This is a genomic window from Clostridium polyendosporum, from assembly GCF_018332455.1.
Classification (GTDB): Bacteria; Bacillota; Clostridia; order Clostridiales; family Clostridiaceae; genus Clostridium_AY; species Clostridium_AY polyendosporum.
This window is the reverse complement of record NZ_BOPZ01000011.1, coordinates 53,393-66,507: the sequence shown is the minus strand read 5'-3', so window position 1 is coordinate 66,507 and position 13,115 is coordinate 53,393. Positions and strand designations below refer to the sequence as shown.

The window sequence follows — 13,115 nt, the reverse complement described above, 5'->3', positions numbered from 1 at the left end:
ATTGGTACTGCTAGATATATTCAAATAAAAAAATTAATATGGCTCCTTGGTCAAGCGGTCAAGACACCACCCTTTCACGGTGGTAACAGGGGTTCGATTCCCCTAGGAGTCACCATTATTTTGGGCGCATAGCTCAGCCGGGAGAGCATCTGCCTTACAAGCAGAGGGTCACAGGTTCGATCCCTGTTGTGCCCACCAAAATATATGGCTCAGTAGCTCAGTTGGTTAGAGTGCCGGCCTGTCACGCCGGAGGTCGAGGGTTCGAGCCCCTTCTGAGTCGCCATAATATGCTGGCATGGCTCAACGGTAGAGCAGCTGACTTGTAATCAGCAGGTTGTAGGTTCGATTCCTATTGCCAGCTCCAAAAAAAAACCTTGGAATATTTCCAAGGTTTTTTTGTTTTATTGCAAATTCATATTATATTAAGTTCATTCCTAAATAATATAATTTTTAAATAATACATGTAAATGTATCTCAACCACGAAGTAAGACACTTAATGGATCAGTTGAGATACATTTTTTGATAGAATTTTTTGGGTTTTAGAGAAATAATATTAATAGATATAGTAGTTATTCGTAATTAATTTTTTGGTGATAAATTTTAACTTAATATACTACTTTTTAGCTAGATTTTTTTTCACTCTAATATCTTGTGTGTAAAACTTGAAAAGTTTAAAGTTTCCAAAAAGTCTTGAGGTAATCCTTTCTGCATAATGTTTAGTTAATGTTTGCAAAGAAAGGTTAGTAGATATAAGCATTTTTTTCTTTTTTAGAATTTTTTTATTTATCAATGTAAAGAATTCTGTTACTGTAAAGTCGGTAATTTGCTCTGCACCTAAATCATCAATTATTAATAGATCACAATTTATAAGTAAATCCTCAAGAAACTCGTTATTCTCAAATCTTATTTCTCTAAGGTCTTTTATAAGTTCATCAGAAGTTCGATAGACTACTAAGTGACCTCTATCTAAAAGTTCCTTTGCTATACAATTTGATAAAAAGGTTTTACCTGTTCCAGAGGTACCATAAAATAAAAGATTGTCATTATGATTTTTAAAATTGGGCAAGTAGTCATTCAATATCTTATCTAATAGTATCTCCATGTTTTTTCTTGGAGAGAATTTTTCATCACCCATTCTATCAGAATCATAATAATTAATATTAAAGTTCTTAAAATTTTCTTCTTTAATAGTATCTGTTAGTCCAGAGTTTTTATAGTAAAGTTGTACAAGTTTCTGTTTAAAGCAATTACATTTATTAATACCTATATATCCAGTATCTTTGCACCTAGGACAACGATATTGAAGATTTAAGTATTCAGGGTTATATCCCTTTGATACAAGAAGTTCATATTTTTTTGCTCTTAAATCTGTTATTGCATCCTTAATTTTCTTAAATTCTTCCTCTCTATTATTAGAATTTCGTATAGAGTTTAAGGAAAGTTTTATACAAAGCTTTCCTATTTTATTATCTATATTGATTATTTCAGGATACTTTTGATTGATTTCTTCTCTACGTATTTTAAGAGCTGCAATCTCTTGATCTCTTATCTTCTCATAAATATCTATAAGTTGGCTTTGATATCCTTTAATCATTATCATCCCATCCTAAAAGTTTTCTTTCCAAAGAACTATAATCATATTCTCTTTGTTCGTAGTCAGTAAATCTAAGGTTATTTCTTTTAGACTCTCCAAATTGCTTACCTTTTATTGTAGTAGATCTAGAAATATTATTCTTTTTACTTACATCTTCTAATGTCTTGATTCCATCCTTATTCCAACGGTTTAATATACCATCTATATATTTGAAATCAGCCCTATTAAGCCTTTCAAAGCAAATTTCGCAGGCTTTTTGTATAACTTCTATTGGGAAGTTATAAGTAAATATCCATTTTTCCATTATTTCTTCTTGAGGTTTCATTATTTCATTATTTTTTATACCTAGGTAAGTTAATATTTTTCGTATCTTTATCCATTTATCTTCGTTTTTTGTTATGTAAGCTTGAGCAGCTTCAAAAGTCTTTATACCTGAATCATACCAAGCTAAGGCAACCTTTTCAATATATCTAGCATCACTTTTTCCTTTTGAAACGCAATATTCTATAAGAATAAGTATCATTTCAGAGGAGAAACCAAAATCATTTTGCCAATTTAGGTAAGAGTCTATTTCTTTTGGAGAAAGTGGTCTTCCGATAAGCTTCTCAATATCTTTTAGCATATCTCTTGTAGAGTTTTTATTTAATTCTTCAAGGAGACTTACATTAGAAGTTAGATCTTCCCCATCAGTTGACAGATCAACAAATTTTATATCGAAGTTTCCCATTTTATCAATGGGAATTAATTTAATAACGCCTTCTTCATGCCAGTAATTAAGAGCATTCATAACATCAGATTCTAAGAGATTAAGGTTTGAAGCTATTATCGATGAACTTACCCCAAATTCTCCAGAAAAACTGTATTTAAGCATAAGAAGATAGACTTTGACAAATTCTCCTCGAGCTTTTGGCATATATTTTTCTAAGAAAGTATTATTTACTGGCGTAAAATTAATAGCAGAATTTTTAAGCATAAATGTACTCATAGAGTTATCAACCGTCCAATCAAGTAATTTCACTGTAGAAGTTATAATTAATTTAGTGTAAATCTATTATAGCAAAGGGGATAGTATCTCTCAACAAGGATAGTTTGCCAATTACTACTATAAATAATTATTATACTTGAATAAAATATATTTTAATTGGAAACATTAAAAAATGCTGATTTTAATATTAACGATTACAACAAAAGGAGAATAACAATGGATAGTAAAGATAGTGTACGGTATTATGCATTAAGAGGTATTATTTGTATACTTATACCTTTGCTTATATATTTTATAGTAGCAAAAGGGTATGGTGTATATGAAGTGTATATTAATGACATAGTAGTTGGTTATGTAGAAAATAAAGATGAAGCAAAAGAAGCTTTTAATGATTTAAAGAAGGATATTAATAATAGATTTAATAATGTAGATATGAGCAAAGAAAAGTTAACATACAAAAAGATAAAAGATTCAGATGTAAAATTATCAAATTTGGTTGAAGTTAAGAATACTATAAGAAGCAATTTAAATAAAAATGTCAATGTTATAAAACTCTTAATTGAAGATAATTATATAGGATATGTTGCTAATAAGGAGGAAGGCCAAAAGGTTTTAGAAAAGGTCGCAGAGTATTATATAGATGAAAATAAAATAGATCGGGATTCGTTAATTTCTGTTGAAGTTAATACAAACTTAAAATGTATTGAAGAAAAAACGAATATCTCTAATACAATTTCTATAGATGACATAGTTGCAAAAGTAATAACATTAAACAAACAAAGTAATGATCCTTTAGTTGAAGTAGAAATACAATCAAAAAATAAAGAATTTATAGAGATAGTCCCTTCAACCATTATAAATTCTACTAATGATCTTTATATTGGCGACTCGAAAATCACAAAAGGAACCAGTGGACAAAAAGAAGTAATAAATGAAGTTACCTTTATTAATGATAAAAAAGTTGATGTTAAAAAAGTAGAGGAAAAAGTTTTAGTACCAACTAAGGATACAATAATTCAACAAGGAACTAAAAATCCTATATCTGCTGGAGTTACTTTTTTAGCTAAACCTTCAAGAGGAAGTATAAGCTCGGGTTATGGTTCAAGGTGGGGAGGAACACATCATGGTATAGATATAGTGGGAAATATAGGAGATCCAATAAAATCTGCCCTTGGTGGTATAGTGAAAGAAATAGGATACAGTAATGTCTATGGAAATATGATAATATTAAACCATGGAAATGGGATAGAGACAGTATATGGGCACTGTAGCAAAATCATTGTTAAATCAGGGGAAACAGTTAAGAAAGGAGATATTATTGGAAAAATAGGTAGTACAGGAAGGAGTACAGGTCCTCATCTTCACTTTGAACTTAGGGTGAATGGAAGAGCGATAGATCCATCAAAATACATAAAGTAATTAAGAAGCAGCTTGAATAAGATACATTGAAGATTCAACAAGCTGCTTTTCAATTTGCTGTCATTTCATAAAGTTAAACCTGAGCAGGTTCTATGCTTTGTTAATCTTATTTATTAATTATAAATGGCAGTGAATTGTTTTATGAAAAGAGTTTGTTGATATTAATTACACCTTCCCCTTCCACGTATCTTGGTAACAAAGTGGTTTCACAAGATATTTTAATAAGGGAACATATGTCCTTAAAAGTTAGTGAAGGGTTATTTTCTAAAAGTAAAGCACATAGAGCACTTACATAAGCTGCAGCACAGGAAGTTCCACTAAAGGTGGTATAAGCTGTAGTGAGTTTAGGGGCATATATCTTAATGCCATTTCTATCTGAAATATATGAGGTGTCAGTATTTAAGGATGTAATATTGACTGAAGCAGCAGCTAAATCAGGTTTTTGGAGTTTACCAAATGGACCACAGGATGAAAATGTATATGCCTTTATAGATTTAGTGGTATCCAATCCTGCTACAGTTATGCAGTTCTTGGAAGTTGCAATACCAGCAATAGAATGTTCTTTATTTATGTTACTTCCTGATGGAACTACTGGAATTATGTTTTTATTTACAGCTTGCGCAAAGAGGTTCTCGAAAAGAGAAAGTATGAAAGTATTATTATCAAGAAGTTCAAATGGAAGACATAGAACCTTAAGGTTTGCTTCAGGAGGTAAATTTATAAGGCATTCTGTAGCATAAAGTATATCAGAGATATATCCTTTACCTGAGGCATTAAATGCTTTATAACAGTAAAGATCACTTTTATTAGCTATACCTCCATACATGTTTTTAGAGGAATAACCGCTACCACAAAGTATTCCACTTATAAAGGTACCATGTCCATTATCATCATAAGGATATTTAAGGTTATTTATTAAATCTACAAACTCCTTAATTCTGTTAGATGGAATTAAAAGATCAGGATGAGGATATACACCACTATCTACGAGTCCTATACTTACCCCTTTGCCAGTAAGTTTATATCTTTCCGGGAGTCGTATATTATTTGCTGTTGATACACTCATACCACATAAAAATCCATAGCTATCTAAACAAATATGTTCAACTTCTGGATACTCTATAAGCCTCTCTATAGCTCTTGGAGAGACTTCTACAGCTAGTATTCCTATAGATGATATGGAATGAATGTTAGTTCCTCTCATAGAAGAAATTTTTGATAATATGTTATTTTGGAAATTTTTACACTTTATAAGAACCCTATACTGCTTGTAACAACCATTAGTAATATAATAGCGTAAATTAGTATCTAGCTTATTTTTTAAAGAGAACATTGCATACTCCTTTATAGTGATTACAATATATATTATATGATTTACCATAATTTTGTTATACTTACTTAATAAAACCTTTAATAAATTAGCGCTCAAGAATGATAAGTGTTATTTTTTATTTGTTGTTATTTCACAAAGTGAAATATAGTTAAGTTTGAGTATACTCTATACATGGTTAGTTTTATGTTAAATAATAAAAGAAATAAAGTTGTAAGTTACAAAAAAATTCACCATCTATAATGGTGAATTTTTTTGTAATTTATGTGTTGAGAAATCATTCTAATTTTACTAACTTTTCCACTTAAATATTATTATACCTGCAATCATAACAACTACACCAATAATTTCATTTAATCCGAAACTAATCTTTTTGGAATCAAAAAGACCAAAGGCATCTATTATACCTGCAGCAAGCAGTTGAGCTATTAAAATAGTAGATATGGAATAGACTGTTCCTAATTCTCTTATTCCTTCCATTACTGTGAAAATAATTATTACACTAAGTACACCACCTAATAAATATAGCTTATTAGCAGACTTTAATTCACTAAAGCGCCCTCTTCCAAATATAAGAGTTATTATTATAGTGATAATAAAAGCAGAACCTTGAACTATGGTGTTAGTTTCCCATAGCCCTATCTTTTCACCAAGTCTAGTATTAAAAACTCCTTGTAGACTCATAGCAACACCAGCGACTATAGAAAAAATTATTCCCATCATAAAAATCACCTCTGATATATAGATACACAATTTCATAACTGAATTAATAATTTTAGGGAAAGTATTGAATGCTAATGCTTTTTCCTTAAATTCACTAAGGATTGACCTTGTGTATTTTTAGTATTACCAAAAGAAAAAAAGTCATGTGCTAAGTTTAATGCACATAACTTTTATAATAGCATGTTAATTAGAAAATTAAGTCATAGAATTTAATTGACAACTCTCATAGATAAGCAAGAGAGATTCTTTGGTGGTAGTCAGTAGTTCATTGCTGATAACCGTAGTTCCCAAAATTTTAAGGGATGACAGCACCCCTACTAAATTAATGCGCATAGCAGTTTACCTATACACTCTATGATCAAGTGTATTATAATTTTTATCTAAATATTTTTATAGAGCATTTAGCATTTTAAAGTCTTATGCTTGACTATTTATAGTATATTAAGTAATACTGTAAATTTATACAAATATTAACTACCAATAGCTTTTCATCTCACCCATGAATAAGTGGACTCTTCAGCTAACATCGTAATGATTATAGTGCAACTTTACGAACATTTTGCTGTAAAAATCTTTCTTCGATTTGCTTCTCAGAAAATCCAAGACTTATACCAAGACTAATAAAATCTTCAAATAAAGTATGATAATGATCCGCAGAAGGTGAAAAAACTAAGTCATTTAAATCTATAAATAAACCTAGGAATTGATCACTTAAGCAGTAGTCATTTGGCTTAACAGTAATTTTTTCTATATCAGTGTATCCTTTATCTATACCAATTATAAGTATATAGTGTAAACATTCAATGTATTTATCAAGAGCTTGTGCTTTGGAAATCTTTACATCTTTTTCAATCCAATACTTAAAACATTTTGTCTCATCTGCTAAAGAACCTAACTTAACGTGAAGTTCTAGATACTTTCTTGCAGATAATTTATAGTCGTTCAAGCTTGGGTCAATGATTAGTTTCTTAATTAATTCTTTTTGTTTATCGAAAAATTTATTAAGATTCATATGTATATCCCCCTATCTTTTTGGCAATATGCCAACGTAAATATTGTACAAAATCTTTTAAGTGTTGAAAAGTTCAGTAAACGAATACAAAGTAAAAATATTTTATATTCTAAAAATTTTTAGAATTTTGTAATTAAAATAGTATTAGTATATTCAAAAATGAGGAAGCTATACCAATTTAGGTATAGCTTCCTTACTTTTGATGACTGAAATCTTTAAATTAGAAATATTACAAACAGATGTTATGTAAAAATAAATTAAAGATTAAATTTCAAGTTATTTATCTTTAATAGGATTTTAAAGGATAGGTCTTTACAATCAGTTCCTTCTTGTTGTTTATTGATTTCCATAGTTCTATCCTGTCAATTTTAGCCATGTCATGAAAGTCCTGATTCTTAGCTGAACTACAGGCAACTTCATATTCTTGTTTTTTCCATTCTCTTGGTGAAAAGTTTGTACTAGCTAAAGAAACATGTAAATTCCAATCATCTACAGTTTCTCTTACATTAAACCCATGAAGTTTAAGTGTATCGTTTATATTTCTTGCAAGTCTTTTTATATAGCCTTTATTTTCAACTTTTAAATTTACAGATTTATATGGTTCATTAAAACATAGTATATCTTTTAGTTCAACTTTAAATCTTTTATAAGGTTTTATTATTTTCTCTAATATCACGTCTAATTTTTCTATATTGGGATTATCTATTACCTCTAAAGTTATATGCAAAGTAGGAAGGTTCTTATATAATTTATGTCTCCTGGAAAGGTTTTTTTGTATAGGTTCAATAAGCTTATAAGATTCTTCATCGAACAATGCAACTAAATAATATTTCATTTTGTAACCTCTCTTAATGATTTTTCTTTATATAACATAAAGACTTTGTTATAAATTATAACACATTGATAAACACAAAAAAATATCTGAATAATTAAAAGATATAAGCAAATAATAAATTTGTGGAAAGACTAGTATTTCCCTGTGCTTAAGAATTTTAGTTTGTTAAATTTTCACTTAGACAAATAAAAAAAGGTATTTAGGAGGAGAAACTTTATGGAACACAAGCATAATAGTAGTATTGGATGTATAGTAAGTGAATGCAAATATCATGATAAGAGTCATAACTATTGTACTTTAGATAAGATTCAAGTTGTTAAACATGAATCGAAAGCAGATACTATAGAATGTACTGATTGTGGAAGTTTTGAACCAGAAAGATAATCAAAATAAAAGCAGCGTTTTTTAACGCTGTTTTTATTTGCTGTAATTTAATATATTAAAGTCTAACTAAAGCTGGGCAGGCTTGATGACTATTCAGTTTGTTTTTGGGAAATTATTCTTAGGACAAAAGTGGTACTTTTTCTATGTTAAAAAATAAATAAGAATAATTTGCTACTTAAACAATGTAAAAAACTACTTTAATTATTGTAGCGTTATGATATAATGAAAACTATGGACAAGTGACAAAAGAAGTTTTTTCAACAATTTTTGTTGAAAAATTAAGGAACCAATTGGATAATTATTCTATTTGAGGGGAATTTATATATAAAAGTATAAAAAATTTTTAAGCAAGGGTGAAGTAAATGGAAAGATTGGTTGTAAATGGCGGGTGTACTTTAAAGGGTGAAGTTAATATAAATGGAGCTAAAAATGCTGCAGTTGCTATATTACCAGCAGCAATATTAGCTAGTGAAGGAAAGTGTATTATTGAAAATATTCCGGATATAGAAGATGTTCATTGTTTAGAAAGAATACTAAGAAGTTTAGGATGCGGCATAAATAAAATTGATGATAATACCTTAGAAATTGATGCTAGTGACATAACAAGTGTGAATGCTTGTACTGAAGAAGTAAGACGAATGAGAGCTTCCTACTATTTTATTGGGGGACTTCTTGCAAGATTTAAAAGTGCTAGAGTTGAACTTCCAGGAGGGTGTCCTATAGGTGTAAGACCTATAGACCAACATATTAAGGGATTTGAAGCATTAGGTGCTGAAGTTACAATTGAACATGGGGCTGTTGCAGTTAAAGCAAATAAACTGATTGGCGCAAACATATTTTTTGATGTTGTAAGTGTTGGAGCTACTATAAATGTTATGCTTGCAGCTACTTTAGCTGAAGGAACAACAATTTTAGAAAATGTTGCAAAGGAACCTCATGTTGTTGATGTTGCTAACTTTTTAAACTCAATGGGAGCAGATATTAAGGGTGCAGGAACAGATATTATAAGAATTAAAGGTGTAAGTGCATTAAGGGGCTGTAATTATAGTGTAATTCCAGACCAAATAGAAGCTGGTACATTTATGATTGCAGCAGCGGCTACAAGAGGAGATGTCACTATAACTAATGTAATTCCAAAACATTTAGAATCTATTTCTGCAAAACTTATAGAGATGGGAGCTATTATTGAAGAGGGCGACGACTGTATAAGAGTTACTGTAGATAAGCCATTAAAAGGTGTGAATATAAAAACAGCTCCATATCCAGGATTTCCAACAGATATACAACAACCTATGTCTATATTATTAAGCAAAGTATCAGGAAGAAGCATTGTCACTGAAACTATATGGGAGAATAGACATAAGCATTTAGATGAGCTAAAGAAGATGGGAGCTTCAGTAAAAGTTGAGGGAAGAACTGCAATAATGGATGGTGTTGAAAAGCTTACTGGTGCCATAGTTAAAGCTACTGACCTAAGAGCTGGTGCAGCAATGGTAATAGCAGGACTGATAGCAGAGGGAAGAACTGAAATATGTGACATAGAACATATAGACAGAGGCTATCCTCATATTGAAAGAAAGTTTAGAGAACTCGGTGCAGATATTACAAGAATAAGAGTTGAATAGTATAATTGTTTAGCAGTAATAGGAGTATACTTTAACTCAAAAGTATATTCTTTGTTGATGTTAGCTACAAGCAATTACTTAAACTCAATGTATGGGGGAAATAATACATGATATTTTGCTCATTATACAGCGGAAGCAGTGGTAATAGTATATTTATAGCTTCGGAAGGAGCAAAAGTTTTAATAGATGCAGGATTACCAGGAAAAAAGATAGATGAAGCGCTTAAAGAAATAGGGCAAAATCCTTCAGAACTTGATGGAATATTTATTACTCATGAGCACTCTGATCATATTAAGGGGGTAGGCGTACTTTCTAGGAAGTACGATATCCCTATTTATGCGAATGAAGCTACCTGGAATGCTATGGATGTTTCTATAGGGAAGATAAAGGAATATAATATAAGAATTTTAGATAAGAGAAGTGTAATCACAGTAAATGATATGGAAGTAAAGTGTTTTAATATACCCCATGACGCTGTAGGGCCTATGGGATATACACTTAACTCAAATGGAAAAAGTGTAAGTGTAGCTACAGATATAGGAACTTTTACTCAAGAAATAAAAGATAGTATAAAGGATTCACAAGTAATACTTTTAGAATGTAATCATGATGTTCAAATGCTTAAGTTTGGACCTTATCCATATCCGTTAAAGAGAAGAATACTAAGTGAAATAGGACATTTATCTAATGAGGATTGTGGTAAGGCTGTAGTAGATATATTAAATAGTGGAGAACCAAAGCAAATAATTTTGGGCCATTTAAGTAATACTAATAATCATCCAGACTTAGCTTTTCAAACCGTTTTAAATGTGCTTAATGATAACAATGTAGTGTTAGGTAGAGATGTAACGGTGACTTTGGCAGATAGGCATAGACCTAGCAGTTATATTGAGTATTAAAGATTTATAACTAATAAGTACAATTATGAAGAATGTTTCTGTATTAAGACCTTTAGAAAGGGATGAGATAAGTGGCATTAGATAAAAATATGCTATGCTGTCAACAACATGTAGATGTGGCTATTGATGATTATATTAATGAGTATGAGACTTTTCCTAATATGGATAAGGTAGAAAGTGGAAAATGTGATTATTGTGAGAATAAGGCGGAATATGTTATAGGAAATTAGGTACAATGGTAAGTAAGTTATTTTTTATGAATTCAGAGAGTAATTTCAGGGTTGATAGTAAAATATCTACTAATCTATGTATTATGTTAATTTATAGGGCTATAACTTGAAAATACATAATGTAATTTAGTATAATTTTAATAGAATATTTAGAAAAGAGGAGAATGGATAATGAGTTTATATAGTCAATGGACAGATATGGTTGTCAATTATGTTAAAACAAAAGGAGAAGCGGCTTTCTGGGCAGAATATAGCAGCATCGAAGAGAGAATCTATACAAGCATATTAGCTGACCATGATACTGTTAGAAGAGCTTCAATAAATGATTTAGCTAAAGAGTTTGATACAACTGTAGAGTTTGTTATGGGATTTGTTGATGGTATTCATGACAGCTTAAAGAATTCATATGATTTAGAGAAAATAGAAGCTGATCAAGAATTAGTTTTTGATATAGACTTAGAGAATTTATACTTCAACATGTTAGATGCTAAAGCAGACTATTTATATGAACTTCCACAATGGGATGCTATATTCTCTGTAGAAAAGAGAAAGGAAATAGCAAAAGAATACAAAGAATCAAAGATAATTAGAAATGAAAACAAGGTTGGAAGAAATGATGCTTGCCCATGTGGTAGCGGCAAAAAATATAAAAAATGCTGTGGTAAGGATGCATAAAATTTTTCACATAGGTTCCTATGATATTACATAGGAACCTTTTTATTTTACTTATGTTATAATAAAATCAGGATTATTAAGGGAGGTAGAGGCTTGTGGACAAAAATTTAGAATTTGTTGTACAAAAAAAGATTGAAAGAGTAATTAATGCTTTATACAAAAATAACATGGACGGATATTTTGTAAAAAGCAGAGAAGAGCTTATAGAAAAGATAAAGGAACTTACTAATGAAGGAGAGACAGTAACTTGTGGAGGATCTATGACTTTATTTGAAACAGGAGTTATAGATTACTTAAGATGTGGAAGATATAATTTCCTAGATAGATATGTTGATGGACTTACACCAGAGCAACTTACAGAAATATATAGAAAAGCTTTCTTTGCAAATTCATACTTTGTAAGTACTAATGCTTTAACAGAAGATGGAGAGTTATATAATGTAGATGGTACCGGAAATAGAGTAGCTGCAATGCTTTATGGACCAGATAAGGTTATAGTAGTATGTGGAGTGAATAAAATAGTAAATAATGTGGAAGAAGCAATTGAAAGAAATAGAAGAGTAGCTGCACCTGTTAATGCAGTAAGAATAAATAGAAAAACTCCTTGCGCAAAGGTTGGATATTGTATGGATTGCAATAGCCCAGAAAGAATATGTAATGAATATGTATTAATAAGAAAGCAGAAGTCTAAAGGAAGAATACATGTTATAATATTAAATGAAGAATTAGGATATTAATAATAAAAGAGTTAGAAGGTAAATAAACTTCGATTATTTTAGAAGTAATAGTAATTAGTGAAATTCAGCTTAAGCTGAATTTCTTTCAGTTACAGGACGTACATATATTATGTAATATAAAAGGAGAATGTTATGAACATAACAATAATATCTGTAGGAAAGATAAAGGAAAAATATTTAAGAGATGCCATCGAGGAATACTCTAAAAGATTAAGAAGATATTGTAAATTAGATATAATAGAACTTTCAGATGAGAAGACACCAGATAATGCCTCTGAAAAGGAAGAAATTCAAATAAAAGAAAAGGAAGGGGAAGCAATATTAAAAGTAATTAAGGATAACATGTTTGTAGTAGCAATGGATTTAAAGGGAAAAATGTTATCTTCAGAAGAACTTTCTAGCTATATAAGTGATTTAGGGGTAAGGGGAGAGAGTAATATTGCTTTTGTAATAGGAGGTTCTTTAGGGATTTCTAATGAAGTTTTAAACAGGGCAAACTATAAGCTTTGTTTCTCAAAAATGACATTCCCGCATCAGCTTTTCAGAGTAATGCTATTAGAGCAGGTTTATAGGGCATATAGGATAATGAAAGGTGAACCGTATCATAAGTAAGATAGATTTTGAAAGATGAAGATTAGTGAGATGGAATATCTACAAAATATATTC

General features: G+C 30.1%; 14 protein-coding genes and 4 tRNA genes. 12 read left to right on the top strand and 6 right to left on the bottom strand.

Features of this window, described 5'->3' with window-relative positions:
* Nucleotides 1-40: 40 nt before the first annotated feature.
* The 4 genes from CPJCM30710_RS08040 to CPJCM30710_RS08025 all read left to right on the top strand — a co-directional run bounded on the left by CPJCM30710_RS08040 (nt 41) and on the right by CPJCM30710_RS08025 (nt 364).
* Nucleotides 41-115: transfer RNA gene (locus CPJCM30710_RS08040), tRNA-Glu, on the top strand.
* 7 nt (nt 116-122) lie between these two features.
* Nucleotides 123-198: transfer RNA gene (locus tag CPJCM30710_RS08035), tRNA-Val, on the top strand.
* An 8-nt stretch (nt 199-206) separates the two neighbouring features.
* A tRNA-Asp gene (locus CPJCM30710_RS08030) sits at nt 207-283 on the top strand.
* Nucleotides 284-289: 6 nt separating this feature from the next.
* Nucleotides 290-364 (top strand) — tRNA-Thr (locus CPJCM30710_RS08025).
* A gap of 250 nt (nt 365-614) precedes the next feature.
* On the opposite strand, the gene CPJCM30710_RS08020 is transcribed toward CPJCM30710_RS08025, so the two are convergent.
* Both CPJCM30710_RS08020 and CPJCM30710_RS08015 read right to left on the bottom strand, forming a co-directional pair.
* The gene (locus tag CPJCM30710_RS08020) at nt 615-1,595 is read right to left on the bottom strand and encodes an ATP-binding protein (RefSeq protein WP_212903655.1); all 981 of its coding nucleotides are present in this window, start codon (nt 1,593-1,595) and stop codon (nt 615-617) included.
* The gene (locus CPJCM30710_RS08015; protein ID WP_212903654.1) at nt 1,588-2,580 is read right to left on the bottom strand and encodes a DnaD domain protein; all 993 of its coding nucleotides are present in this window, start codon (nt 2,578-2,580) and stop codon (nt 1,588-1,590) included. The genes CPJCM30710_RS08020 and CPJCM30710_RS08015 overlap by 8 nt, the downstream gene beginning before the upstream one ends.
* A gap of 216 nt (nt 2,581-2,796) precedes the next feature.
* On the opposite strand from CPJCM30710_RS08015, the gene CPJCM30710_RS08010 reads away from it, so the two are divergent.
* On the top strand, nt 2,797-3,999 hold the full coding sequence (locus CPJCM30710_RS08010) for a peptidoglycan DD-metalloendopeptidase family protein (protein ID WP_212903653.1): 1,203 nt from the start codon (nt 2,797-2,799) through the stop codon (nt 3,997-3,999).
* Nucleotides 4,000-4,138: 139 nt separating this feature from the next.
* On the opposite strand, the gene CPJCM30710_RS08005 is transcribed toward CPJCM30710_RS08010, so the two are convergent.
* The 4 genes from CPJCM30710_RS08005 to CPJCM30710_RS07990 all read right to left on the bottom strand — a co-directional run bounded on the left by CPJCM30710_RS08005 (nt 4,139) and on the right by CPJCM30710_RS07990 (nt 7,899).
* The gene (locus CPJCM30710_RS08005; RefSeq protein WP_212903652.1) at nt 4,139-5,332 is read right to left on the bottom strand and encodes a S8 family serine peptidase; all 1,194 of its coding nucleotides are present in this window, start codon (nt 5,330-5,332) and stop codon (nt 4,139-4,141) included.
* Between the two features lie 288 nt (nt 5,333-5,620).
* Nucleotides 5,621-6,052 (bottom strand): DMT family transporter, encoded by a 432-nt coding sequence (locus CPJCM30710_RS08000; protein WP_212903651.1) that lies wholly within the window; start codon nt 6,050-6,052, stop codon nt 5,621-5,623.
* A 535-nt stretch (nt 6,053-6,587) separates the two neighbouring features.
* The gene (locus CPJCM30710_RS07995) at nt 6,588-7,064 is read right to left on the bottom strand and encodes a dUTP diphosphatase (RefSeq protein WP_212903650.1); all 477 of its coding nucleotides are present in this window, start codon (nt 7,062-7,064) and stop codon (nt 6,588-6,590) included.
* Between the two features lie 286 nt (nt 7,065-7,350).
* Entirely contained in the window at nt 7,351-7,899 is a 549-nt protein-coding gene (locus CPJCM30710_RS07990; protein ID WP_212903649.1) for a 2'-5' RNA ligase family protein, read from the bottom strand.
* 216 nt (nt 7,900-8,115) lie between these two features.
* Between CPJCM30710_RS07990 and CPJCM30710_RS07985 the strand changes: the two genes are divergently transcribed.
* The 7 genes from CPJCM30710_RS07985 to rlmH all read left to right on the top strand — a co-directional run bounded on the left by CPJCM30710_RS07985 (nt 8,116) and on the right by rlmH (nt 13,061).
* Nucleotides 8,116-8,283 carry a DUF1540 domain-containing protein gene (locus CPJCM30710_RS07985; RefSeq protein WP_212903648.1) on the top strand — a complete coding sequence of 56 codons (168 nt, stop codon included), beginning with the start codon at nt 8,116-8,118 and terminating at the stop codon, nt 8,281-8,283.
* Nucleotides 8,284-8,645: 362 nt separating this feature from the next.
* Nucleotides 8,646-9,908 (top strand): UDP-N-acetylglucosamine 1-carboxyvinyltransferase, encoded by a 1,263-nt coding sequence (locus CPJCM30710_RS07980; protein ID WP_212903647.1) that lies wholly within the window; start codon nt 8,646-8,648, stop codon nt 9,906-9,908.
* 107 nt (nt 9,909-10,015) lie between these two features.
* Complete coding sequence (locus CPJCM30710_RS07975) at nt 10,016-10,807, top strand: MBL fold metallo-hydrolase (RefSeq protein WP_212903646.1); 792 nt, start codon at nt 10,016-10,018, stop codon at nt 10,805-10,807.
* A 71-nt stretch (nt 10,808-10,878) separates the two neighbouring features.
* The gene (locus tag CPJCM30710_RS07970) at nt 10,879-11,037 is read left to right on the top strand and encodes a CxxH/CxxC protein (protein WP_246503494.1); all 159 of its coding nucleotides are present in this window, start codon (nt 10,879-10,881) and stop codon (nt 11,035-11,037) included.
* Nucleotides 11,038-11,208: 171 nt separating this feature from the next.
* Nucleotides 11,209-11,712 (top strand): SEC-C metal-binding domain-containing protein, encoded by a 504-nt coding sequence (locus tag CPJCM30710_RS07965; RefSeq protein WP_212903645.1) that lies wholly within the window; start codon nt 11,209-11,211, stop codon nt 11,710-11,712.
* Nucleotides 11,713-11,807: 95 nt separating this feature from the next.
* Nucleotides 11,808-12,449 carry a lactate utilization protein gene (locus tag CPJCM30710_RS07960; protein ID WP_212903644.1) on the top strand — a complete coding sequence of 214 codons (642 nt, stop codon included), beginning with the start codon at nt 11,808-11,810 and terminating at the stop codon, nt 12,447-12,449.
* A gap of 132 nt (nt 12,450-12,581) precedes the next feature.
* Nucleotides 12,582-13,061 carry a 23S rRNA (pseudouridine(1915)-N(3))-methyltransferase RlmH gene (gene rlmH, locus CPJCM30710_RS07955; RefSeq protein ID WP_212903643.1) on the top strand — a complete coding sequence of 160 codons (480 nt, stop codon included), beginning with the start codon at nt 12,582-12,584 and terminating at the stop codon, nt 13,059-13,061.
* Nucleotides 13,062-13,115 lie beyond the last annotated feature (54 nt).

Excerpts from the sequence above, each read along its gene's own strand:
- CPJCM30710_RS08020 (WP_212903655.1), bottom strand. The coding sequence starts at position 1,595 with ATGATTAAAGGATATCAAAGCCAACTTATAGATATTTATGAGAAGATA.
- CPJCM30710_RS08015 (WP_212903654.1), bottom strand. The coding sequence starts at position 2,580 with ATGAGTACATTTATGCTTAAAAATTCTGCTATTAATTTTACGCCAGTA.
- CPJCM30710_RS08010 (WP_212903653.1), top strand. The coding sequence starts at position 2,797 with ATGGATAGTAAAGATAGTGTACGGTATTATGCATTAAGAGGTATTATT.
- CPJCM30710_RS08005 (WP_212903652.1), bottom strand. The coding sequence starts at position 5,332 with ATGTTCTCTTTAAAAAATAAGCTAGATACTAATTTACGCTATTATATT.
- CPJCM30710_RS08000 (WP_212903651.1), bottom strand. The coding sequence starts at position 6,052 with ATGATGGGAATAATTTTTTCTATAGTCGCTGGTGTTGCTATGAGTCTA.
- CPJCM30710_RS07995 (WP_212903650.1), bottom strand. The coding sequence starts at position 7,064 with ATGAATCTTAATAAATTTTTCGATAAACAAAAAGAATTAATTAAGAAA.
- CPJCM30710_RS07990 (WP_212903649.1), bottom strand. The coding sequence starts at position 7,899 with ATGAAATATTATTTAGTTGCATTGTTCGATGAAGAATCTTATAAGCTT.
- CPJCM30710_RS07985 (WP_212903648.1), top strand. The coding sequence starts at position 8,116 with ATGGAACACAAGCATAATAGTAGTATTGGATGTATAGTAAGTGAATGC.
- CPJCM30710_RS07980 (WP_212903647.1), top strand. The coding sequence starts at position 8,646 with ATGGAAAGATTGGTTGTAAATGGCGGGTGTACTTTAAAGGGTGAAGTT.
- CPJCM30710_RS07975 (WP_212903646.1), top strand. The coding sequence starts at position 10,016 with ATGATATTTTGCTCATTATACAGCGGAAGCAGTGGTAATAGTATATTT.
- CPJCM30710_RS07965 (WP_212903645.1), top strand. The coding sequence starts at position 11,209 with ATGAGTTTATATAGTCAATGGACAGATATGGTTGTCAATTATGTTAAA.
- rlmH (WP_212903643.1), top strand. The coding sequence starts at position 12,582 with ATGAACATAACAATAATATCTGTAGGAAAGATAAAGGAAAAATATTTA.